The organism is Leclercia sp. LTM14 (genome assembly GCF_023736175.1).
GTDB classification, from domain to species: domain Bacteria; phylum Pseudomonadota; class Gammaproteobacteria; order Enterobacterales; family Enterobacteriaceae; genus Enterobacter; species Enterobacter barmai.
This window is the reverse complement of record NZ_JAIKTT010000003.1, coordinates 96,998-120,004: the sequence shown is the minus strand read 5'-3', so window position 1 is coordinate 120,004 and position 23,007 is coordinate 96,998. Positions and strand designations below refer to the sequence as shown.

Here is a 23,007-nt window from a genome sequence, read left to right as displayed (position 1 = left end):
TAAGTTATGTCTGAAATGAAGATTAAGTTTAATCCTGATCTAGACCATCAAAGAGATGCGATTAACGCAATTATAGGTGTTTTTGAAGGGCAGGAAACATTCCAGTCTAATTTTTCAGTTTTATCAAATACACTTACAAATGAACAGTTGGGCTTGTTTGCCCGAAACAATGATATTGGTGTAGCAAATGCTCTTACTCTTTTACCAGAAGAGCTTTATGAAAATACACGAAATGTTCAGCTTATTAACGGCTTACCACAAACTGAAACGTCCAAACAAACTCTTCCAAGTCTTGATTTCACTATCGAGATGGAAACGGGAACAGGTAAAACTTACGTTTACCTGCGTAGTGTGTTTGAGTTGAATCAGCGGTATGGACTAACAAAGTTCATCATTGTTGTTCCATCTGTTGCGATCAAAGAGGGTGTTTATAAATCTCTGCAAATAACAGAAGAGCATTTTAGAAAAGAGTATAAGAACGTTCAGTATGATTATTTTGTATACGATTCTTCTAAGCGTGAGCAAGTAAGAAACTTCGCAACGAATGATTATATTCAAATCATGGTCATCAACATTGATGCTTTCAGTAAGTCTTTCACTGATCCAGATAAAGAGACTACTGCAAACTTGATTCACAGAACCGATGACCGATTGAACGGAATGAAGCCGATTGAGTTCATCCAAGCAACTAATCCTGTTGTTTTGATTGATGAGCCCCAATCTGTGGCATCTACAGCTAATCGTCAAAGTGCGATTGCCAGCTTAAACCCACTATGCACGTTCCGTTACTCCGCAACGTTGACAGTAAAGTTTAACTTACTCTATAAGCTTGACTCGATTGATGCTTATTCCCGTAAGCTTGTTAAACAGATTGAAGTTGCTTCACTAGAGGTTCAAGACAATCACAACCAAGCTTATATCAAATTAATTAGTGTCGATAATAAGAAGTCACTAATCACTGCAAAAGTTGAGATTGACGCTCAAACTAATACTGGCAAATTACAGCCACGTAAAACCATCACGGTTAGGAGTGGTACGGATTTATTTGAAGCATCTGGGGGACGAACTGTTTACGAAGGATATGTGATCAACGATATCTATTGTGAAGAAGGTAATGAATATATCGACTTTACAAGTCGTGATAATATTATCGAGCTTGGACAGGCAATAGGTGAGGTTGATGAAAACACGTATAAGCGTTTGCAACTATCTAAAACCGTTGAAGAACATCTAGAGAAAGAGCTTAAATTTTTCAAAAAAATCACAACTGGAGTTGACCCTATGGATCATTCAAAAGTGATGAGTCAGAAGGGGATTAAAGTTCTCAGTTTGTTCTTTATCGATAAAGTAGCGAACTACCGAGGCTATACGAAAGATGGTGTACCGATCCAAGGTAAATTTGCACAATGGTTCGAAGAAGAATTCATACAGCAACTCAGAAAACCAAAGTATCGTGTCTTATACCCGTCTGTGTGGGATAAGAACAGCTCAGGTAAGCCAGTATTGAACGAGCAAGCTCTAAAGGAATTGGCAAGTTCAGTTCACAATGGCTATTTTGCTCAAGACAAGAAGAACGATGCGTCAGGAAACCCTCTTTTCGCAGAATCTAAGTTAGCGGCAAATGGTGAGGGTGGTAAAACCGCTGCTGATGAATCTGCTTACAATCTGATTATGAAAGATAAAGAAAAGTTACTTTCTGTTGATGAGAAATTACGCTTTATCTTTAGCCACTCAGCATTGAAGGAAGGTTGGGATAACCCTAACGTATTCCAGATATGTACACTAAACGAAACCAATTCAGTCATGAAGAAACGACAAGAGATCGGTCGAGGTTTGCGTTTAGCCGTTGATCAATCCGGTGAACGTGTTCCATACGGTTTTGAGGTGAATACTCTTACTGTAATGGCGAACGAATCTTACGAGCAGTTTGTATCGGAACTTCAAAAAGAGATTGAAAAAGAGGAAGGTATTAAGTTCGGTGCTATTGAGAAGCATCAATTTGCTAATATCGTTATTTCTAAGCAATTTGACAAAAAAGAGTTCCTTGGGACTAAAAAATCAGAAGAGATCTATCAGCATCTAACCGACTATGGTTACATCGATAAGAACGGTAAGATCCAAGATTCCCTTAAGGCTGATCTTTTTGATAACACTGTAAATCTTCCTGGAAGTGTAACGGAATATTCCGATGCAATTTTAGCGACTTTAAGGAAAGTCTCTAAAGGCTTGAGCATTAAGAAACACGAAGAGAAGAAGACTGCAAATCTACGTGAAGATAATGGTAAGCAGGTTGTCCTTGGTGAGGATTTCAAGGCCCTTTGGGATCGTATCAAGTATAAAACGACTTATAGAGTAGATTTTAACATTGCTGAATTGGTTGAAAAATGTATCAAAGAAATTCGTGCATCAGTAGCCGTAGCGAGTGCGAAATTTGAATACAAGAAAGTCAAAATTGCTATAACAGAAGCGGAACTTGAAACATTTGACGAAGAGTCAAAGATTCAATACTACCGTAATAGAAACTTCCAATTGCCTGATGTTGTGACTTATCTAGAGTCGAATACAAACCTAACTCGTAAGACCGTAGTTCAAATCTTGCTCGGTTTGGGCGATAAACTTGAAGCATTCAAGAACAACCCTCAACGATTCATCGAACTGGCTAGCGAAGTGATCCGAAAACAAATGCGACTCGCAATTGTCGATGGGATAACTTACCACCGTATCGGTGATGAAGATTATTATGCTCAAGAGCTGTTCCAAGAGGAAGAGCTGACGGGTTATCTCAAGAATATGGTTGAAGCGAAAAAATCTGTTTACGACTATATTATTTGTGATTCAGACACAGAGATTGAATTTTCCGCAAAACTTGAAGCATCGAACGATGTTAAGCTTTATGCAAAACTTCCTTCTTGGTTCAAGATTGATACCCCGCTAGGCAGTTATAACCCTGATTGGGCGGTTTTAATCGACAAAGACGATGGTATGGGTGATCAGCTCTACTTTGTAGTAGAAACGAAATCCAGTATCTTCTCTGATGATCTGAGAGCATCTGAACAAGCAAAAATTAACTGTGGTATGGCTCACTTTGAAGCGTTGTCAAAAGATAAAGAGGGTAACGCCCTTGAGAATCCTGCTAAGTTCGTCAAAGCAGACTCTTTTGACACTTTCTCGACGCACCTTGCAGAATAATTTAATTGGTAGTCACATTGTGGCTACCCTGTAAGTTTACTTTCAAAACGCGCTATAAACTTCAAGAGCTATTCTGATATATGGCCCGGAAAGCATATCTGGTCCGACCCTAACGTAGGGCTAAGTTCTTACTTAATATCACGTTCAACCAAACCTCATTCCTCTGTGGACGCTTATCCTGAGTTATCCATAACTTAACGACTTCAATTCCTACTATGTCTTGCACTAATATGCTCAGTCCCAACTCATCCATATCCGTAAACCGCCGCCCATCCAACTCCCGCTCCCCATCCCCATACTTAAACGACACATACCAAACCCCACCTGGCTTCAGCGCATCCGCCAACCTCCGCATCACTCCCGTCAACTCCACTGCCGGAACATGCAACAACGAAGCACAGCACCAAATCCCATGAAACTCTTCTTTCCAGTCCACATCCGCAAAGGTCATCAGCTGAACCGGCAACCCGGTATGTTCCCGCGCCAGCTCAACCATCGCAGAGGACGCATCAAACGCCTCCACCTGATACCCCATCGCCAGAAACGCCTTTGCATCGCGTCCTGAGCCGCATCCCGCATCCAGCACCCGCGCCCCAGGCGCAAGATGGCGAGTAAAGGTCTCGTAGAGCGAGGACATATCGACATTCACCGTTCCGTCGAAGAAGGTCTGCGCATTGTCCTGATAGTATTTGAGCGTCATTAGAATGTGGCCTCGCCTTCAGCTTTCGGTTCCCAGGTATGGAACAGCCTCACTTTGGCAGCGTTCCAGTTATTTTCAAGAAAGTTTTTCCGCGTGGAGGGCTGCTTTCCGGTCTGCTGGATTATAGTTTCGTGCAGCGGGAGTTTGCTCTGAATAAAATACTCGTTGCGGGCATTTAACCGTTCAAGGAGTCTACTTCCCGGCAGGCGAGCGGATTTGCCCTCAACGCCGCGATTACAGCATTTGCAGGCCAATACCAGATTCCACACGCCATTGATATTGGCGACTTCATCGCGTGCCGCCCACGGAATGAAGTGGTCAACATCAGCCAGCGCAGGATCGCCCGGTATCAGGCTGACAGGTTTGAAACAGTAGAAGCAGCGTCCTTTTTGATAGCCGTTTAAACTGTCGCGACAGCTGGTGATATCAACCCGCCGCGCATTTACGCGACTGAACAGCAACTGATTATCTTCGTCAAACTCAACACCAACAAGGTTGCGGGAAACGCCCATCGCCCAGGCCTGTTCGACAAGGTTCCAGCGCGCAGTGGTTTCAAATGCCAGGTTCTGATACTGCAGACGCTCGCCCAGATGGAAGAAATTATCCGTCAGGCGGATGCCGTTATGAGTTTTACGCTCATCAATGAAAAACCGTTTTTCGATCTCGCCGCCATTCACATTGTGGAAGGCATCAATCACGTTAGCAAAGCCTCGCCGCACCGTAGTTTCAATTAACTGGCTATGTGAGATCTCACCGTTATTAAATTGCGCGCAGGTATCCAGAAACAGGCTGCGGCTCGAGGTGATCTGCTTCGGGGCGTGTTTCAAATGTTCGCAAAGATGGCGGCTGAACGGCACGGCGAGTTCGTCGAGGGTGATGATGTCATTGCTCGTCTTATCGATCTCATACAGGGCATGGGCAAGCGCGAACTTGTACGATGCGACGTTCTTTCCAAAAAGAATCACCCCGCGCCAGTAGTTCTCCAGCGTAGGGTCAGCCTGGTAAAATTCCATCAATGAAATCCTGTTACGGTGGGGGAGGTAGCGAACTACCGAAACCTGTAACGGGATCACACAATAAATGAATGGTGATGTAAACGCTGAATCTATGTATTTGGTGAATTTGTGACGATTTGCAGTTGAAGAGCGGGGCGCCGGGTTACTGACCAGACAAAAAAGGCGCCCATCGGCGCCTTCCTCATTCACTCGCTGTCTTAAGCCTTTCGAAGCTGGCCCGATATCACCCCAACAAAGTCCATCACCTGTTTCTGCTTACTAGCCGACAGTTGGCTCACCTCACGCATCAGCGTCTCTATTTCCGGTTCGGACTCCCGGGACGTCAGTATCATGCAACCTTTCATCACCTTCACATCCACCTTCGTTCCGGTGCTGAATCGGGCTTCATTTAGCCACAGGCCTTTCATGATGAATGCGGGGATGCGGGTATAATCCCCATAGCGCGTCGCATAACTTACAGTAAATACGCGGTCGTCAGCGGCAAAGACTTCTGGTTGCAGGGATTCTGCAATACAATCGATATTAGTCATGGTTGCTATTCTCTATTAATAGTGATTGTGATGAGCGATACGGGCATGTTGGCGCATGCCCGTATTGCGTTAAATAACCCTGTAAATCTAACCAGTAAATAAAAATAAGTCCAGATTAATATAAAACGTAATAAGCGTTATTTGGCTGCTTTCGAATATCCATTAAATATATTAATTCGCTGCGATTTATAATTTTACGCATAAGGAAATGATAGTTATGACCGGGAATATCGAACAACGTATCTATGCGCTTGCAAGACGTTATAACGGCGTGTACCTCATCAATAACGAGAAAAACCAACAATTACTCAATGCCAGTACGGACCTCGATACGGATATGCTGCTGGATGTCGACGAAGCAGAAGCACTCATGGACGAGTTTTTTAAGAATTCGGCGTGGATAAGGGAAGTTTTAATATAAAGGATTATTATCCTGACGAGCCTTTTTCCTGGAATCCATTCAAGAAATCCACACTTGTTCCAGTGCCCGATTTCACTATTGGCATGTTGATCGAATCGGCAAAATGCGGGAAATGGTTGTACGACTAATCATAAGAAAGGTAATAAAGATATGTTCCTTATCATCGACTGACAACCATGTTGAATTACGTCTTGACTCTCTGGAAGATATTATGGTGAAAGGTTAAAGGGTTACACCATAGCTTAACTCACTCGATAGATTCAACTGTAGAGAATGGGTGAAACACTCGCCATTACAGTTAAATTAAAGGATATCGTATTATTTCCAAAAAATAGGAATATATTTAGGCGAAAATGAAGGTGTTCATATGGAACGAATAATTTAACGTCTTTACTATAGGTGCCACCTTTTGCAAATATGGCAGATAAATTATGGCGTTACATGGAAAGTTTGTCATCAACGATGCTTATTACTCTCCACTATCATTTCCTGGCGTAGGAACGTTTTTAGCATTCTCAGGAAATGGCGCATACCGTAACCGTGGGGCATGTGGAATGATCCCTCAAATGGGCCCTGTGCCCGCAGGAAAATACTGGATTGTTGATCGTCCAGAAGGTGGGTTTAGATCTCAGATAAATACAGGAGTCAGGGATATTTACAACCAATTTGCCAACGGAGCTACATTCAAACATTCGGAATGGTTTGCACTGTGGCGTGATGACTGGGGTATTGATGATTACGCATGGATAGAAGGGGTGAAGCGCGGTAATTTTCGTCTTCATCCAGGCATACTTTCCGAAGGCTGCATTACGCTACCACATGATTCAGATTTTGCCATGCTACGCAATGCATTGTTACGAACGCAGCAGATAGACGTACCCTGCATGAAAACACTCAAAGCATATGGCTCGATTGAGGTAATAGCCAATGGTAAAGCGTGTCTTTAGTTTATTCATCAAAATAGCGCTCTTGTTTTTGGTGATGCTAGTCGTCGCTAAATCAGTGCATTATGAGAAGCTAATATTCGACTTTATGAGTAATCATGTGAGTTTTTCTAGTTCAGATAAAATCGCAAAATTCATTCTAGGTGAGCCAGATCCTGAACCACGCGAATCTATAAGAGCATATATTGGCATTTTTATTAACATTTTAATCAGTGTTCCTTTACTGAGCGCATTAATATCTGGATTCGACACCGCATTTCATAAAGTAAAACCTAAGAATTTCTTAAAGGAGTGGACCTTATCTACGTTAAAACGGTTCGCCAAATTATTAATTTTCATATGTTTGTTTTGGGCATTTTTCCGTCTTCTACCCTATCAAGCTGTATTTCCCGACAATCAAAATTATTCATCTTTTACGACAGTAGTAGTTATCGTATTTAACTTTGTGCTGACAATCGCTTGCTACTGTTTCATTACGAAAAGCATCACAACCAAAAGGAGTTTGTAACATGCCTATCCCCGCTTATATGTGGCTTAAGGACGATGGAGGAGCTGATATTAAAGGCTCTGTAGATGTTAAGGATCGTGAAGGGAGTATCGAGATTGTGGGTTTCAGCCATGGCTTGAACATTCCAGTAGATAGCGCCAACGGTAAGATCACTGGTAAACGTTCACATTCACCCATGATGATCGAAAAAGAATTTGATAGTGCCAGCCCGTATCTTTACAAAGCTGTTTCCACAGGTCAGACGCTCAAAAGTGCAGAGATCCGCTGGTATCGCATTAACTATGCCGGGCAGGAAGAATGCTATTTCGTTATGACCATCGAGGGCGTAAAGATCACAGGTATAAATCCTGGAATGCCAAATGCTAAAATGACAGGTAATTCACAGATCAACCATATGGAATCTGTTTCCCTGATGTACGACAAAATCACCTGGCGTTATGTTGATGGTAATGTCCAATATACCGATGACTGGAACGTGAGAGCATAACTAAAAATAAGGGGCGTGTGCCCCTTTAATCACCCACCCACCCCCATCGCCCCCCTTATAATCGGAATCGGCGTCAGCAAGTGCTGATACATCAACTCCCCCGCCTTAACCCCATCCCTTGTCAGCACCGCATCCAGCAACCGCTGATGCTCCACATGCTTCCTTTCTAACATCGCAACAGACAGCACCGTCTTCCTCAACCACACATACCTATACCTTGCCGCCAGATCGAACAATCTTTCCCGCATCTGCATCAAATACTGCGATCCACACCCCGCCACAATGGCGGTATGAAACGCCTGATGCCGCTGGTCCCATTCGTCCAGCATGGTCTCGCTGGCGTCGCGGGATTCCAGCTTGTTCAGCAGATGCATGCGGGCGAGGAGGTCGGCTTCCCACTCTTCGCCGCCGCGTTCGATGGCGAGGCGGACCAGCATCGCCTCCATGTTGGCGCGCGCGTCAAAGATATCGAGCAGCTCCTGTTCGGACATCGGCGCCACCCGGTAGCCTTTCTGGTTGATGACCGTGACCAGCCCTTCGGCAACCAGCTGCGACAGCGCTTCGCGCAGCGGGCCGACGCCCAGTTCATAGCGGGAGGTCAGCAGGCTCATGCGCAGCTTCTCATCCGGCTGATAAACGCCGCGGATAATGTCGTTCTTCAGCCAGCGGTATCCGTCTATGGCCGTCGCCTGGGAAATGATGGTCATGGTCCTGCTCCTTAAAAACTGCCCGGCTTACACCGGGCGCTAAATCTAACCCTGCTTCGCCTCGTCAAAACACTCGGCGATGATCGCCAGCCCCTGCTGAAGCTGCGCCTCTTCCACGGTCAACGGCACCAGAATGCGCAGCACGTTGTAGTATGGGCCGCAGGAGAGCAGGATCAACCCTTTATCCCGCGCCCGGGCGACAATCTGCGCCGTCAGGGCGGCGTTCGGTTTATTGTGGTCGCCGTCTTCAAACAGCTCGATGGCGATCATCGCCCCCAGGCCGCGCACGTCGCCGATCTCAGAGTGTTTTTCGGCGATAGCCAGCAGGCCCTCGCGCAGGGTGTTGCCCAGTTTATTGGCTTTGCCCAGCAGATCTTCCTGCTCGAACACCTTCATCACCGCCAGCGCGGCGGCACAGGCGATGGGGCTCCCGGCGTAGGTGCCGCCCAGCCCGCCCGGGGCGATGGCGTCCATCACGTCGGCGCGTCCGGTGACGCCCGCCAGCGGGAAGCCGCCGGCAATGGATTTGGCGAAGGTGGTGATATCCGCCGCCACGCCCATCTGCTCCATGGCGAAGAAGGTGCCGGTACGGCCCGCGCCGCTCTGCACTTCATCGGCGATCAGCATGATGCCGTGCTCGTCGCACAGATCGCGCAGGCGCTGCATAAAGGCAGGGGAGGCGGCGTAGAAGCCGCCTTCACCCTGCACGGGTTCGATCACGATGGCGGCGATATCTTCCGGCGCGGCATCGTTCTTAAAGATGCGATGGATGCTGGCGATGGCGTCATCATCGCTTATACCGTGCAGGGCGCACGGATAGAGCGCGCGATAGACGTGGCCAGGCATCAGCCCCATGCCCGCTGAGTAAGGGTTCACTTTCCCGGTCAGGGAGAGGGTGTAGTGGGTGCGGCCATGGTAGGCCCCGGTAAAGGCGATGGTGCCGTTGCGCTTCGTGGCGGCGCGGGCAATTTTCACCGCGTTCTCCACCGCTTCGGAGCCGGTGGTTACCAGCAGGGTTTTTTTCGGGAAATCGCCCGGCACTTTCTGGTTCAGGGTTTCGCAAAGCTCCAGATAGGGCTCGTAGGCCAGCACCTGGAAGCAGGTATGCGACAGCTTTTTCAGCTGCTCTTCGACGGCGCTGACCACCTCCGGGTGCAAGTGCCCGGTGTTCAGCACCGCGATACCGCCGGCGAAATCAAGATATTCACGGCCTTCAACGTCCCACACCCGGCTGTTCTCGGCGCGGGCGGCGAAAATCGGGTGGATCTGACCCACGCCGCGGGGGATGGCATTGCTACGACGCTGCATTAACTCTTTATTGCTGCTCATTGAAATCTCCTGAATCACATAAGTTAAAGGCCGATGCACATATATTTGATTTCTAAGTAATCTTCGATGCCGTATTTAGATCCTTCCCGACCCAGACCGGAGGCTTTGATCCCGCCGAACGGGGCCACTTCGTTAGAGATAATGCCGGTGTTGATCCCGACGATGCCGTACTCCAGCGCCTCGCCGACGCGGAACACGCGGCTCAAATCGCGGGCATAGAAGTAGGCAGCCAGGCCGAACTCGGTATCGTTGGCCATCGCGATAACGTCCGCCTCATCCTGAAAACGGAACAGCGGGGCCAGCGGGCCGAAGGTCTCCTCTTTCGCCACTTTGGCATCACCGGGCACATCTACAAGAATAGTCGGCTGGAAGAAGTTGCCGCCCAGTTTATGCAGCGATCCGCCGGTGATAATGCGCGCGCCTTTCTCCACCGCGTCGGCAATGTGTTCTTCAACTTTTGCTACCGCCTTGCTGTCGATCAGCGGCCCGGTGGTCACACCCGGCGTCATGCCGTCGCCGAGCTGGAGTTTATCCACCGCCTGCTGGAGCTTTTCGGCAAAGCGATCGTAAACGCCGTCCTGCACGTACAGGCGGTTGGCGCACACGCAGGTCTGCCCGGCGTTGCGGAACTTGGAGGCCAGCGCCCCTTCCACGGCTTTGTCCAGATCGGCATCGTCAAAGACGATAAAGGGCGCGTTGCCGCCCAGCTCCAGCGACACTTTTTTGATGTCTTTCGCGCACTGGGCCATCAGCTGGCGGCCAATCTCGGTCGAGCCGGTAAAGGAGAGCTTGCGCACCAGCGGGTTGCTGGTCAGCTCGTTACCGATGTCCGACGCTGAGCCGGTCACCACGTTGAAGACCCCCTCGGGGATGCCCGCGCGGCTCGCCAGTTCGGCCAGCGCCAGCGCGGAGAACGGCGTCTGGCTGGCGGGTTTGAGCACCATGGTGCAGCCTGCCGCCAGCGCCGGGCCCGCCTTGCGGGTGATCATCGCCGCCGGGAAGTTCCACGGGGTGATGGCGGCGGTGACGCCAATCGGCTGCTTTATCACAATCAAGCGCTTGTCCGCCTGATGGCCGGGAATGGTGTCGCCGTAGACGCGTTTTCCCTCTTCGGCGAACCACTCTATAAAGGAGGCGGCATAGCTGATTTCACCTTTCGCTTCCGCCAGCGGTTTGCCCTGTTCGAGGGTCATCAGCTGAGCCAGATCGTCCTGGTTGGCCATCATCAACTCGAACCAGCGGCGCAGGATGTTGGCGCGTTCTTTGGCAGTGAGCGCTCGCCAGGCGGGCAGGGCGCGGTTCGCCGCCTCAATCGCGGTGCGGGTTTCATCGGCGCCCATCTTCGGCACGCTGCCCAGGGTCTGGCCGTTTGCCGGGTTGGAGACGGTAATCGCCTCGCCGCGGTGCGCGTCGCACCACTTTCCTTCTATATAAGCCTGCTGGCGGAATAAGCTGGGATCGTTGAGTTGCATGATGGCTTCCTGTCTCAGAATGATTAACGGGTACAGGCGGCGTGGAGTGTGTCCACGCTTCGGGCTGCCCGCAGTGTGCGGCCGGGGTTGTGCTGACTGGCGAGCAGGGTCTGAACCTTGCTGACAATATGCGCGCCAATGGGGATCGCCGAGGTCGCAGCCGGTGAGGGCGCATTACAGGTATGAATGGTTCGCGGCGTGGTGACAAATAAAAAGTCGTCGATGAGCTTCCCGTCTGGCGAAACTGCTTGCGCCCTCACACCCGCAGGCCAGGGGTGCAGATCTTTCACCGTCAGGCTCGGGCAATATTTTTGCACCAGCCGCAGGTAGCCGCTTTTGCACAGGGAGTTTTTCATCTCGCTTAAGCCCGAGCGCAGGTTGTTTTGCAGCACCCGGCGAATGCCGGAGGAACCAATAATTTCCAGCATATCGGTTAAGGAGATATCGCCCTTGCGATAGCCCTCGCGCTTAAAGGCCAGTACCGCGTTGGGGCCCACCGTGACGCTGCCGTCGATCATGCGGGTGAGATGCACGCCCAAAAAGGGCATGGCCGGATCGGGGATCGGGTAGATAAGGTGGTTAACGATCTGATTGTGTTCCGGCGCGAGGCGGAAATACTCCCCCCGGAACGGGCAGATAATAAAGCCCGGATCGATGCCGAGCATGTTGACCAGCCTGTCGGCCATCAGCCCGGCGCAGGCAATCATGGTCATGGCTTCAAACTCGCGCCCGTCGCGGGTGTGGATGACCACGCCGCTGGCGTGCTCCTTCAGGGCGCTGACCTCGGCGTTGAAAATCACCTCGCCGCCTTTCGCCTGGAAGCGTTTTGCCATCGCCGCTGTCACCTCGCGATAGCTGACAATCCCGCTGGAGGGGACAAAAATCCCGCCCAGCCCGGTGATGTTGGGCTCGCGCTCGCGCAGTTCGGCGGCGCTCAGCCACTCGCGCTCGATCCCGTTGGCGGCGGTGCGATCCCACAGGGCCTGCATCCGTTCCATCTCGAGCGCAGAGGTGGCAACCAGCATCTTGCCGCAGGTGTCATAGCGAATCTGGTTCTCATCGCAAAAGGCTTTGGTGGCCCGGTTTCCGGCCAGGCAAAACTGCGCCTTCAGGCTGCCGGGAGTGTAATAGACCCCGGCGTGGATCACGCCGCTGTTGCGCCCGGTCTGGTGGCAGGCCGGACCTGCCTCCTTCTCCAGCAGCGCGATGCGGGCGTCCGGGTAGAGCTCAATCAGCTGCATGGCGGTCGACATGCCGATGATGCCGCCGCCGGTAATCACGAAATCATACATCCGCGCAATCCCTACTGATGAGTCTGATAGTGGCTGGTGGCGTAGCTGATATACCCCCGCTGGCGCATCAGTTCCCGCCGCAGATCCGGATGCGGGGTAAAGCGGTCCCGGCCGTGCAGCCAGAACATGTTGTTGATCAGCAGGAATTTACCCACCGGTACCGGAATGGAAATGATGTGTTTACTGCTCTCCAGCGCGTCAGAAAGTTCGCTCAGCCACACGCCCTCTTCAAAATCTTTCGGCTGCACGAACTGGTCGATGTAGCGCATCACCGGGCGGCCCTGCTGGTCGACGTCGAACACCGGATGAAACACATCCTGCGCGACGTTTTTGCTTGGCGGTGCCGTCCAGCGCAGCGGACGGCGGGCCAGCGGATGGCTGAAGAATTTCTCCAGCGACTCCCAGTCATCAAGGTGCAGCAGCAGGGAGTTGCCGCCCTGCATGTTTTGCTCGTCGATCTTCATCATCAGCACGTAGTCGGTCACTTCATCGACGAAGGTGCCGTCGTTGTGCAGCTCCAGCACGCGATGGGGCTGGCGCAGATAGCTGTCTGAGTTATCGACGTTTTTTACCGTAAAGCGGGCGTAGTACTGGCCGCTCATGGCGTCATAGTTCGAGCGTCCGATCAGGTGAGCCACGGCGGTGGCGATCTTCACCATCTCGTCGGCCTGGGCGACGTTATCCACCCCCTCGGCGTCAATCAGCAGGGCACCCTCGCTGCGGCTGAGGATCGTGTTCAGCAGCAGGGGCTGGAGCTGGTTGCCGCACAGGTCATCGAGGATCTTCGCCACCCGAAAGCGCAGGAAGGATTTGTACTCCAGCGCCTGGATGGGCCACTGCTCCACCTCCCGCAGGAACTGCTGCGTGACGTCCGCTGAGAACGTCAGCTCCAGCAGGCGCGGAGACTGCACGGAGGGCGCGATGCGAAAACCGGTGATGGTGTGGGTTAACGCCTCGTCGGGCTGTTTTACGGCGGTCAGTGCATTCATCAGAATCAATCCTCTCAGAAAGTATTCAGGGAACGGGGTGTTTCGTAGCCATAAATTAAAAATATCTACATTTTGGGTAAATGGGCACATACCGGCATGATTGTTTAGATTTTGTGATGCAGGCGTAAAAATTGACCGAATTGAGCGGAAAAAACGGGAAAAGAGAAGGATCTGAACATCGCTCAGTGATGGGGCTCACGGAAAACGAGGTGCGACCTTAACAAAAACGTGACATATCCATACAAATCTTAACAAATCGCGAGAGCGGTGCTGTACGGCGTTCAGGCGCTCTTCTATACCTTGATTCGTGTTACCTGCGACACCAACTCAACACAGAGAATAAACGTATGGAACAGACTTCTGGCAAGAAAAGTGAAGCAATTCATAGCGATACTACACAGCAATTTAACCGCTCCATCGGTCTCATCTCTAACTTTTCGCTTGGGTTCACCTACCTCTCGCCGCTGACGGCGGTCTACTCCCTGTTTGCGCTGGCGGTGACGCTGGCGGGGCCTCCGGCCATCTGGTGGATCCCGATTGTCGCCTGCGGGCAGCTGCTGGTGGCGCTGGTGTTTGGCGAAGTGGCGTCGCAGTACCCCATTACCGGCGGGTTGTACCCCTGGGCGCGCCGCCTGTGGGGCAAAAAATATGCGTGGATCGCCGCCTGGATCTACCTCTGGGCGCTGGTGGTGACCATCACCTCGGTCGCGGAATACACCGCCACCTTCGTCGGCTCCCTGTTCGGCTTTGAAATCTCGCCCGGTAACATGCTGATCACCTCGGTCGTGCTGCTACTGATGATGATGGCGATAAACATGTCGGGCACCAAAAATCTCGCCCGGGTCGCCAGGATTGGCTTCTGGTGTGAGATCGTCAGCGTGATTGCGCTCGGGATCTACCTGCTGATTTTCCATCGCGCCCAGCCGTTCTCGGTGGTGTTTGATTCGATGGGGGTGATTGCCAAAGATGGCAGCTACCAGCCGGCGTTTATGGCGGCGGCGCTGATCGGCCTGTTCATGTTCTTCGGCTTTGAGGCCTGCGGCAACGTGGCGGAAGAGGTGGAAAACCCGAGCAGGAAGATCCCGGTGGCGATGATCCTCAGCATCGTGTTTGGTGCCATTTCGGCGCTGATCTCCATCCTCGGCTACCTGTTGGCCTCCCCGAACCTGATGAACATCGTCAACGGCAAGATCGCCGATCCGATCCCGGCGATCCTCAACGAGGCTCTGGGGGAAACCGGCGCCACGGTGTTTATCATCATCGCGGTGATCGCCATGCTGTCGTGCATTCTCTCCCTGCAGGCCGCGCTGAGCCGCCTGATCTTCTCCTTCTCCCGCGACCAGATGCTACCGGGTAGTGCCTGGATGTCGAAGCTGTCGAAAAACAGCGTCCCGGACAACGCGATGATCGTCAGCTGCCTGCTGCCGGTGCTTATCTGCGTGTGGGTTTACTTCCAGCCGGATAACCTGGCGCGCATCACCGCCTTTGCGGTTATCGGCATCTACATTTCGTTCCAGATGGTGGTGCTGGCGGCGCTGCGCCAGCGTCTGAAAGGCTGGAAACCGGCCGGGGAGTGGAGCGTCGGCGGCTGGGGAATGCTGGTGAACGTGCTGGCGCTGGCCTATGGCCTGTGCGGCATCTGGCTGCTGGCACAGCCTGCTGAGAGCAGCGACTTTATCGACCGCTGGACGGTGCTGGTGGGGCTGTCGGTGGTGGTGATCTCCGGGCTGGTGTACATGGCGCTGGCCCGTCCGTTCGGACGCTCAAACGCGCCGGAAAACGACGCGATCGAGCATGCAAAACGCCTGAACGCGGGACAATCTCTCTAATCACTCAGAACATAAAAACAATGGAGTCGGCTATGCAACACAACTTACTGATTAATGGCGAACTGGTTGCGGGTTCAGGTGAGATGCAACCCGTGTACAACCCGGCCACCGGCGAGGTACTGCTGGAGATCGCCGAAGCCAGCCCGGAGCAGGTGGACGCCGCGGTGCAGGCCGCCGATCGTGCCTTCCGCACCTGGGGTCAGACCACACCAAAAGCGCGTGCCGAATGCCTGCTGAAGCTGGCGGACGTGATTGAGCAGAACGCCGACAGCTTCGCCCGCCTGGAGTCGCAGAACTGCGGCAAACCGCTGCACTGCGTGCTGAACGACGAGATCCCGGCCATTGTCGATGTGTTCCGCTTCTTCGCCGGTGCCACCCGCTGCCTGAACGGCCTGGCCGCCGGGGAGTATATGGAGGGGCACACTTCGATGATCCGCCGCGACCCGGTGGGCGTCGTCGCCTCTATCGCCCCCTGGAACTACCCGCTGATGATGGCGGCCTGGAAGCTGGGCCCGGCGCTGGCGGCGGGCAACTGCGTGGTGCTCAAACCCTCTGAAATCACCCCGCTCACCGCCCTGAAGCTGGCCGAACTGGCGAAAGATATCTTCCCGGCCGGGGTGATTAACGTGCTGTTTGGCCGGGGTAAAACCGTCGGCGACCCGCTGACCGGCCACGACAAAGTGCGCATGGTCTCCCTGACCGGCTCCATCGCCACCGGGGAGCATATTATTGCCCACACCGCGCCGTCGATTAAGCGCACCCATATGGAGCTGGGCGGTAAAGCGCCGGTGATCGTCTTTAACGACGCCGACATCGATGCGGTGGTGGAGGGCGTGCGCACCTTTGGCTTCTACAACGGCGGGCAGGACTGCACCGCCGCCTGCCGGATCTACGCGCAAAAAGAGGTCTATAACGCGCTGGTCGAAAAACTGGGCGTCGCCGTCGCCAGCCTGAAAATGGGCGCTCCGGATGATGAAACCACCGAGCTTGGCCCGGTCAGTTCCGCCGCCCATCTCACCCGCGTCAGCGAGGCGGTCGAGCGCGCGAAAGCCCTGCCGCACATTCACGTGGTCACCGGCGGCAACAAGGCCGAGGGTAAGGGGTATTACTATCAGCCGACCCTGCTGGCCGGGGCGAAGCAGGGGGATGAGATCATCCAGCGCGAAGTCTTCGGTCCGGTGGTGAGCGTCAGCGTGTTCGACGACGAAGAGCAGGTGCTGGAGTGGGCCAATGACTCCCAATACGGCCTGGCCTCATCGGTCTGGACCCAGGACGTTGGCCGCGCACACCGCATGAGCGCGCGCCTGCAGTACGGCTGCACCTGGGTGAACACCCACTTTATGCTGGTGAGCGAAATGCCGCACGGCGGCCAGAAGCTCTCCGGCTACGGCAAGGATATGTCGATGTACGGGCTGGAAGATTACACCGTGGTACGGCATGTGATGGTGAAGCACTAACGGCATTGCCCGGCGCTACGGTTTTGTCCTTTCGTAGGCCGGGTAAGCGCAGCGCCACCCGGCGTAAAGGTCATGACTGTGCGCAACGATGAACCAAATCCAGTAACTGGTTTTTTATCGATTGTGCATCCGCAGCCATATCGACTGTCGCAAAATGGATCTTATGTCCTTGCGTGACGATAAATTCATGCAGCATATACCCAACGGCAGGGTGCAACAGCATGCCTGCAGCCTGAAGGGATAAAGGATCGTCATTGTTCTCCTGAGTGCGCAGATAAGTATACAGCTGATAAATATAGCCACTGCGCAACGTGGTATCACGGTGCCAGCCCTTCGTGAGGATCGCATTAAATTTGGTATCAATAATGATGCGTTTCTCATTCACCCTGTGTTCAAGAACGATATCTGACTGCATTGTCGGAAAGATATCAGCACTCCCTGCGCTTTGATCGCTCAATGCCCATTTCAGCTCTTTCCCGGCCGCGACATGCCAGATCGCTTTTTCCAGATGGACGCGATAAAAGCCCGCAATACCTTTCTCAAATAGTCTTCTCATCCAGGCCTGATTATTTGAAGGGGCGGGTAAAAGGTGGAGCCCTTGATCCTCGGTAGGTAACAGCAACTGAAAGGCCAGCTGCGCGGCATCCACCATCGGTTTATCGGCCGCATCATGGCGACCAAAGCGCGTCACCGAGGGCAGTTCGCGGTTGTCAGGGTACTCACCGTTTATACCTTCCCGACGCAGCGCCATTGCCGCAAAGCGGCAATCTGCGGCAAGTACAGGTTTGGTGATGAGCGAGGTGAGGCGTTCTAACGCACAGCGAACGAAGCGATTTCGTGGTGTATCGAGCGTCATCTCCTGGAACTCACAGGCGACCCGGCCCCGATCTAACAGCTGATGGCTGGCCGTATGCAAAATATCAATGCGTCCCCGCACCCGGTTCAGAGAGGCATGCCGGGTTTGATAACCCATGCTTAAATTACGACGGCGGCGGAGCGCAATTTCATGAAGCAGGATCTTCGCCACCAGATCGGGGATCTCATCCGGGTTATCTTCCACGGCCACATTGCGCCGCCCCAGCTCCCGAAACAAGTCGGAAGCGTACAGCATCAGTAGCCAGAGATTGCGCACGGGAATGCGTGCCGTCTTATGTTGCTCGCTCCCGGAAGTCATTGTGCTAATAATACTTTTCTTGCGTCGTTGACCTTGCTCGGAGCATCGAACCAGTATTCGGCGAGTAACGGGCAAATCTCCGTCTCGACTACCTGTTCATACCAGGCAAGGGCTTCACCAATCTTCTGGCCGGTTGCCGGGGTGACATAGCTGTGTCCGATACAGAATTGTGGCCCCAGGGCGACGTCATCTGCCAGTTTCTCGTTTAATGCTGTCAGTCGCGATTCGATTAAATTTAAAACGTCTAAGTCGACCGCAAATTTTTGGTTTACCCATTTTTTCCACGCATCGTTAAACATTGGCTTCAGGTCGATAAACGCGAAACGACGGCGCAAGGCTAAATCGAGTAACGCCAGAGAACGGTCGGCTATATTCATCGTGCCGATGATATATAAGTTTTCGGGAATATAGATTTTTTCATCCGGCTCCTTGCGATAGGAGAGCTCAAGCGCCTCAGTCGGGGTGCGTTTATCGGCCTCCATCAGGGTGAGCGTTTCACCGAAAATTTGCGCCGGATTGCCGCGATTGATCTCTTCAATAATCACCACATATTTCGCGGCAGGATTATTAAGCGCTTTGTTAATAGCGTTCACGAAGGGTCCATCGATCAGCTCCAGGCGCCCCTCTTTTCCCGGGCGCCAGCCGCGAATAAAGTCTTCATAAGAGAGGTTTGGATGGAACTGCACCGCGCTAATCCGCTCGGGGGCTTGCTCACCCATCAGGCAGTACGCCAGACGGCGCGCCAGCCAGGTTTTTCCCGTGCCAGGCGGCCCTTGCAGGATCAGGTTCTTTTTGTCGGTCAAGTGCTGTAAGGTAACCCGAAGCTTGTCCTCATCGAGGAAACACCCTTCTTCAAGCAGGTTACTGATATCGTAAGGTGCATGAGGGATCTTAGAGGGCGGCGCGCTCTCTTCGACCGTATCCTCGGTAATATTCTGCGTCTCGGTTTTATCAAAGTTCAGGTATTCATAATTGCCAGCATTGAGGAACTTTAATTCATCATCCTTACGTAATATCTGCAGATAATAATAAATAGAATTTTCAACCGTATTGTTATTCGGATGATCGGCTTTGATTTCGTCCAGATAGTTTTCTTTGAGTTCCTGATAGGTGAAATAAGGGCTGTCTTTTTGCAGGCATAACGCCTTAATTTTGTTGAGCAGATAAACTTTCCATGTCCGATTTTCTACCTCATCTTTTGACTGAGTGACATCCGTATTCCACGCGGTCAACGAGAGTTCCGGGAAACTATGCACAGGGAAATTTGGCTGGGTAAAGGCCTGTTTAAGCGCTCGTGTAATGTTCAGGTAGTCGTGCGCGCTACAGCGGCCTTTTACACCGTTTTTGAGGATCTGGATGTTTAAAACTTTCTGGATGTACTTCTGCGACTGGCTATCTAACGTGGGGTAGAACCACGGACGAGCCCAGTATAAACCCATCGTCAGGTTCCAGCCGACGTTGTGTATATTTGACGTGGCATCATATACGATTGAAAAAGCTTTAGATTTGTCATCTGCATTCTGAGCTTCATCTGTATTATCCGCTAACCTGATAGCCAGCGAAAACATTGCCCAGAGAATATCGATGTCATCGGTGGTACGGGTTCTCTCATACGCAAAAAACCACGACTTTTGGTTATTGAGCACGGGGATGCCGTCAAATGAATCGGGTACAGGTTCGTCTACGCCCAGCAAATCCGCCAGCCTGGCGGCAATAATTTGTCGATTACCAACGGTGAGATTGCGATTGAATAACCCCATCGTGGTGAAGGGGCAAATATCTTTTAGAGGATGAGGTTCGCCCTCAGCAGGCTTATCCTGCAGATGGGACATGCCGCCGACGTCAGCGGCAATCCGATGAATACCTGCGACCAGCTCTTCTCTTCGGTCTTGCCAGGTCAGCAGTTTACTCGCAAAAGCCTGATAAAAAGCCGCCCAGGCAAACCGGGTATCATGTTCAGCCGCGTCCATATGCTCTCCAGTAAATTTTATGTACTTATCATTCTGTTGCCGGAATTTTACGGGATCATAAGACACAATGCCTAACTACCGAAAACAGGGATCATCGATAGGGTTATATACATTCTATATGGATCATTTCCCCACCTCTCTATATACTTTGCATATAGCGGTAAAGAAGAGAGGTTATCATGCCCACCCCAACACGCACTGCACCTAAAAAATTCCTGTTCCAGCTCCGTTCCGTTGACAACGAATTCGGCGTAAGTGAAGAGACGTTTGCCCGCCTGATGGCTGAGCTATCCCTGAACCAGACTGAGTTAGTCCACAAGGCGTTACGCAACCTCGCCAAAGAGGTGTTGCCTGCCTACGAACAGGACGATGGCCCGTTGACCGAAGCGCAACACAATGCGGTCAGAAAAATGTCAGGCCTCGACATCTCAGAGGACGATCTGGACTCTCCATTATTTAAATAAGCAGGACGCTTATGACTAATAATTACAACCCGTTACCGGCAATCGGTGACATCATCTGGTGTCGATTTCCTCAACATGAGGATCTGGGGCATCCGGGGCCGAAAGCGCGTCCCGGACTGATTTTGAACGTCTTCCCGGATCTGCATGCCGTCCTGATTGTCTATGGAACCTCCCGGACGGACCACGTCTATCAGGGCGAATTTGTCATCGACGATCAGTTGGATACGGCAGGGCTAAGCTGGCCGACAAAGTTTGATCTTAATCGCCTGCAAAAATTGCCTTTTAATACCGAGTGGTTTGCGGTGGCACCAGGCGTGGAGATTGCTTCACCGTTGCCCAAAATGGGCGTTATCCCACCGGTGTTTATTCCCGTAATGCGTGCCGCCTGGTCTAAAAGACGGTAGCAGCCATTGCCCGGCGGCGCTTCGCTTGCACGGCCCTACGGTTTTGTCATTTCGTAGGCCGGGTAAGCGCAGCGACACCCGGCGCTTCTGTTTATACGTCAATAAACATGCTAAAGAAGTGAGGTTAACCTCTATACGAAACTGACCTCATGCTCAACGCCCTTAACCATCTGACCCTCGCCGTCAGCAACCTGCCTGCCAGCATCGCATTCTGGCGCGATCTTCTCGGCCTGCGGCTGCACGCCGAATGGCACACCGGGGCTTACCTTACCTGCGGCGATCTCTGGCTCTGCCTGTCTTATGACGAAACGCGAACATTTATCCCGCCGCAAAATAGCGACTACACCCACTACGCCTTCTCTGTTGCACCGGAAAACTTCGAAGTTGTCTCGCAAAAGCTGAAAGACGCTGGCGTAACGGTCTGGAAAGAGAACAAAAGCGAAGGGGCGTCATTCTATTTTCTCGACCCGGACGGGCACAAGCTGGAGCTGCACGTAGGGGATCTGGCTGCGCGTCTGGCGGCGTGTCGGGATAAGCCTTATGCGGGGATGGTTTTTACCTCAGACGACACATAATTTGCCCGGCGGCGCTTCGCTTGCACGGGCCTACGGTTTTGTAGGCCAGCGACCACTTTTCTCTCACTGTTTCACTATGTGAAACATTTCCCGCAACGCTTCTTTGATACCCCTCACGCATCCCGAACCCCCGCTCGTCAGCCTCTGCGAATTCCTTACACTCAGCTTCATAACAAACACGTCACATTCGTTGACACCTTTCCTGGCCTCAGGAGGTTACATGGCTAATACCGACTCTGAATTCGCGGGTGATTACGCATCTGCCGGGCAGCACGCGCCAGCCCAAAGCAGAACCAAAATGATGCTCTCGGCGGGCATCGGCCATTTTATCGAGTGGTTTGATTTCGGTCTTTACGGCACGCTGGCGGCGATTATCGCCACTAACTTTTTCGCCAGCGGCGATCCGGTTATCGGACTGCTGAAATCCTTCGCGGTCTTCGGCTCCGGCTTTCTGATGCGTCCGCTGGGCGGGCTCTTCTTTGGCTCGATGGGTGACCGTCTGGGGCGGCGCAAAGTGCTGGTGACCGTCATCGTCATCACCTCCTGCTCCACCTTCGTGATGGGCATTTTGCCCACCTGGCATCAGGTGGGGATCCTCGCCCCGGTGCTGTTGGTCATCACCCGCCTGGTGCAGGGCTTTGCCGCTGGCGGTGAAAGTTCTGGCGTCATTACCTATCTGGCCGAAAGCGCCAAACCCAACCGTCGCGCCACCCTGACCTGCTGGAGCGAAAACTTCAGTTTTATGGCCTTCGTCTGTGGCTCGGGGCTGGTGCTGTTTCTCACCCATACGCTCGGCGAAAGCGCCATGAACGACTGGGGCTGGCGCATTCCGTTCCTGCTGGCGGCCCCGCTGGGATTAGGCGGGCTCTACATGCGCCGCAATATGGAAGACTCCAGCGAGTTTAAAAAGCTGAAACAGACCGGCAAGCTGGAGAAATCCCCCCTGCGCAAATCGCTTGCCACCTCTTCACGCGCCCTGTTGTTCTGCACCGGCTTCGTGGTGGTAAAAGCGGTCAGCAGCTGGGTATTGCAGTCCTTTATGCCGGGCTATCTCTCCACCCATTTGCACTACAGCAAAACCGACTCCTATCTCATTACCACCCTCGGATTGCTGAGCGTCGCGGTCTGTATGCCGATCACCGGCTACCTCTCCGATATCTGGGGGCGCCGCCCGCTGATGCTGATGGGGTGCGGCGGTTTCATCCTGCTGACCTACCCGGCGATGCTGGTGATGAGCCAGGGCTCGGTGGGCACCTCCATCGCGGCGATGAGCATGCTGGGCGTCTTTGTCGCCATGTTTAACGGCGGCTGCGGTGCGGCGATGGTTGAACTGTTCCCGACCGCCATTCGCTACGGCAGCATCGCCATCGCCTATAACCTCACGGTGGCGATCTTCGGTGGCGTTACGCCACTGGCCTCTGCCAGCCTGATCTCGTTAACCGGCGATCCGCTCTCGCCTGCGTGGTACGTGATGATCACCGCGCTTATCTCATTCATTGCCGTGTGGCTGGCGAAAGAGACCGCCGGCAAAGTGCTGGATTAACCGTCCC

At 52.5% G+C, this 23,007-nt stretch carries 19 protein-coding genes and 1 pseudogene; 10 read left to right on the top strand and 10 right to left on the bottom strand.

Features of this window, described 5'->3' with window-relative positions; genetic code table 11:
- Window positions 1–6 precede the first annotated feature (6 nt).
- The gene (locus K5I40_RS09470) at window positions 7–3,189 is read left to right on the top strand and encodes a type III restriction-modification system endonuclease (RefSeq protein ID WP_223074424.1); all 3,183 of its coding nucleotides are present in this window, start codon (window positions 7–9) and stop codon (window positions 3,187–3,189) included.
- A gap of 109 nt (window positions 3,190–3,298) precedes the next feature.
- On the opposite strand, the gene K5I40_RS09465 is transcribed toward K5I40_RS09470, so the two are convergent.
- From K5I40_RS09465 to symE, 3 genes are all read right to left on the bottom strand, one after another.
- Complete coding sequence (locus K5I40_RS09465; protein WP_223074423.1) at window positions 3,299–3,889, bottom strand: bifunctional 2-polyprenyl-6-hydroxyphenol methylase/3-demethylubiquinol 3-O-methyltransferase UbiG; 591 nt, start codon at window positions 3,887–3,889, stop codon at window positions 3,299–3,301.
- Window positions 3,889–4,902 carry an HNH endonuclease domain-containing protein gene (locus K5I40_RS09460; RefSeq protein ID WP_223074422.1) on the bottom strand — a complete coding sequence of 338 codons (1,014 nt, stop codon included), beginning with the start codon at window positions 4,900–4,902 and terminating at the stop codon, window positions 3,889–3,891. The genes K5I40_RS09465 and K5I40_RS09460 overlap by 1 nt, the downstream gene beginning before the upstream one ends.
- Before the next feature lie 200 nt (window positions 4,903–5,102).
- Window positions 5,103–5,435: an endoribonuclease SymE gene (gene symE, locus K5I40_RS09455; RefSeq protein ID WP_223074421.1), complete on the bottom strand. Its 333-nt coding sequence runs from the start codon at window positions 5,433–5,435 to the stop codon at window positions 5,103–5,105.
- 217 nt (window positions 5,436–5,652) lie between these two features.
- Here symE and K5I40_RS09450 point away from each other — a divergent pair.
- The 3 genes and pseudogenes from K5I40_RS09450 (at window position 5,653) to K5I40_RS09440 (ending at window position 7,795) form a co-directional block, all read left to right on the top strand.
- Window positions 5,653–5,984 (top strand): annotated as a pseudogene (locus K5I40_RS09450) (DUF1493 family protein).
- A 303-nt stretch (window positions 5,985–6,287) separates the two neighbouring features.
- Window positions 6,288–6,803, top strand: a complete 516-nt coding sequence (locus tag K5I40_RS09445; RefSeq protein ID WP_223074420.1) for a DUF2778 domain-containing protein — start codon at window positions 6,288–6,290, stop codon at window positions 6,801–6,803.
- Window positions 6,804–7,309: 506 nt separating this feature from the next.
- On the top strand, window positions 7,310–7,795 hold the full coding sequence (locus tag K5I40_RS09440) for an Hcp family type VI secretion system effector (protein WP_223074419.1): 486 nt from the start codon (window positions 7,310–7,312) through the stop codon (window positions 7,793–7,795).
- A gap of 29 nt (window positions 7,796–7,824) precedes the next feature.
- On the opposite strand, the gene csiR is transcribed toward K5I40_RS09440, so the two are convergent.
- From csiR to glaH, 5 genes are read right to left on the bottom strand one after another with little or no spacing between them, the layout of a single operon-like run.
- On the bottom strand, window positions 7,825–8,502 hold the full coding sequence (gene csiR, locus K5I40_RS09435; RefSeq protein ID WP_223074418.1) for a DNA-binding transcriptional regulator CsiR: 678 nt from the start codon (window positions 8,500–8,502) through the stop codon (window positions 7,825–7,827).
- 45 nt (window positions 8,503–8,547) lie between these two features.
- On the bottom strand, window positions 8,548–9,831 hold the full coding sequence (gene gabT, locus K5I40_RS09430; RefSeq protein WP_223074417.1) for a 4-aminobutyrate--2-oxoglutarate transaminase: 1,284 nt from the start codon (window positions 9,829–9,831) through the stop codon (window positions 8,548–8,550).
- Between the two features lie 23 nt (window positions 9,832–9,854).
- Window positions 9,855–11,303, bottom strand: a complete 1,449-nt coding sequence (gene gabD, locus K5I40_RS09425) for an NADP-dependent succinate-semialdehyde dehydrogenase (protein ID WP_223074416.1) — start codon at window positions 11,301–11,303, stop codon at window positions 9,855–9,857.
- A 23-nt stretch (window positions 11,304–11,326) separates the two neighbouring features.
- Window positions 11,327–12,595 carry an L-2-hydroxyglutarate oxidase gene (lhgO, locus tag K5I40_RS09420; protein WP_223074415.1) on the bottom strand — a complete coding sequence of 423 codons (1,269 nt, stop codon included), beginning with the start codon at window positions 12,593–12,595 and terminating at the stop codon, window positions 11,327–11,329.
- A gap of 11 nt (window positions 12,596–12,606) precedes the next feature.
- The gene (glaH, locus tag K5I40_RS09415; protein WP_223074414.1) at window positions 12,607–13,584 is read right to left on the bottom strand and encodes a glutarate dioxygenase GlaH; all 978 of its coding nucleotides are present in this window, start codon (window positions 13,582–13,584) and stop codon (window positions 12,607–12,609) included.
- A gap of 347 nt (window positions 13,585–13,931) precedes the next feature.
- Here glaH and K5I40_RS09410 point away from each other — a divergent pair, with 347 nt between their 5' ends.
- Window positions 13,932–15,413, top strand: coding sequence for an APC family permease (locus K5I40_RS09410; protein ID WP_223074413.1), 1,482 nt, complete (start codon window positions 13,932–13,934; stop codon window positions 15,411–15,413).
- Window positions 15,414–15,445: 32 nt separating this feature from the next.
- Complete coding sequence (gene patD, locus K5I40_RS09405; RefSeq protein WP_223074412.1) at window positions 15,446–16,870, top strand: aminobutyraldehyde dehydrogenase; 1,425 nt, start codon at window positions 15,446–15,448, stop codon at window positions 16,868–16,870.
- A 70-nt stretch (window positions 16,871–16,940) separates the two neighbouring features.
- Here patD and mcrC read toward each other — a convergent pair whose 3' ends face one another.
- Both mcrC and K5I40_RS09395 read right to left on the bottom strand, forming a co-directional pair.
- On the bottom strand, window positions 16,941–18,044 hold the full coding sequence (gene mcrC / locus K5I40_RS09400) for a 5-methylcytosine-specific restriction endonuclease system specificity protein McrC (RefSeq protein WP_223074411.1): 1,104 nt from the start codon (window positions 18,042–18,044) through the stop codon (window positions 16,941–16,943).
- Window positions 18,041–20,014, bottom strand: a complete 1,974-nt coding sequence (locus tag K5I40_RS09395) for an AAA family ATPase (protein WP_223074410.1) — start codon at window positions 20,012–20,014, stop codon at window positions 18,041–18,043. Before K5I40_RS09395 ends, mcrC begins: the two co-directional genes overlap by 4 nt.
- A 179-nt stretch (window positions 20,015–20,193) precedes the next feature.
- On the opposite strand from K5I40_RS09395, the gene K5I40_RS09390 reads away from it, so the two are divergent.
- The 4 genes from K5I40_RS09390 (at window position 20,194) to K5I40_RS09375 (ending at window position 23,000) form a co-directional block, all read left to right on the top strand.
- Window positions 20,194–20,478, top strand: a complete 285-nt coding sequence (locus K5I40_RS09390) for a hypothetical protein (protein WP_138370150.1) — start codon at window positions 20,194–20,196, stop codon at window positions 20,476–20,478.
- 11 nt (window positions 20,479–20,489) lie between these two features.
- Window positions 20,490–20,882: a hypothetical protein gene (locus tag K5I40_RS09385; protein WP_039030567.1), complete on the top strand. Its 393-nt coding sequence runs from the start codon at window positions 20,490–20,492 to the stop codon at window positions 20,880–20,882.
- A gap of 149 nt (window positions 20,883–21,031) precedes the next feature.
- Entirely contained in the window at window positions 21,032–21,457 is a 426-nt protein-coding gene (locus K5I40_RS09380) for a FosA8 family fosfomycin resistance glutathione transferase (protein ID WP_223074409.1), read from the top strand.
- Window positions 21,458–21,758: 301 nt separating this feature from the next.
- Window positions 21,759–23,000 (top strand): MFS transporter, encoded by a 1,242-nt coding sequence (locus K5I40_RS09375; protein ID WP_375540636.1) that lies wholly within the window; start codon window positions 21,759–21,761, stop codon window positions 22,998–23,000.
- Window positions 23,001–23,007 lie beyond the last annotated feature (7 nt).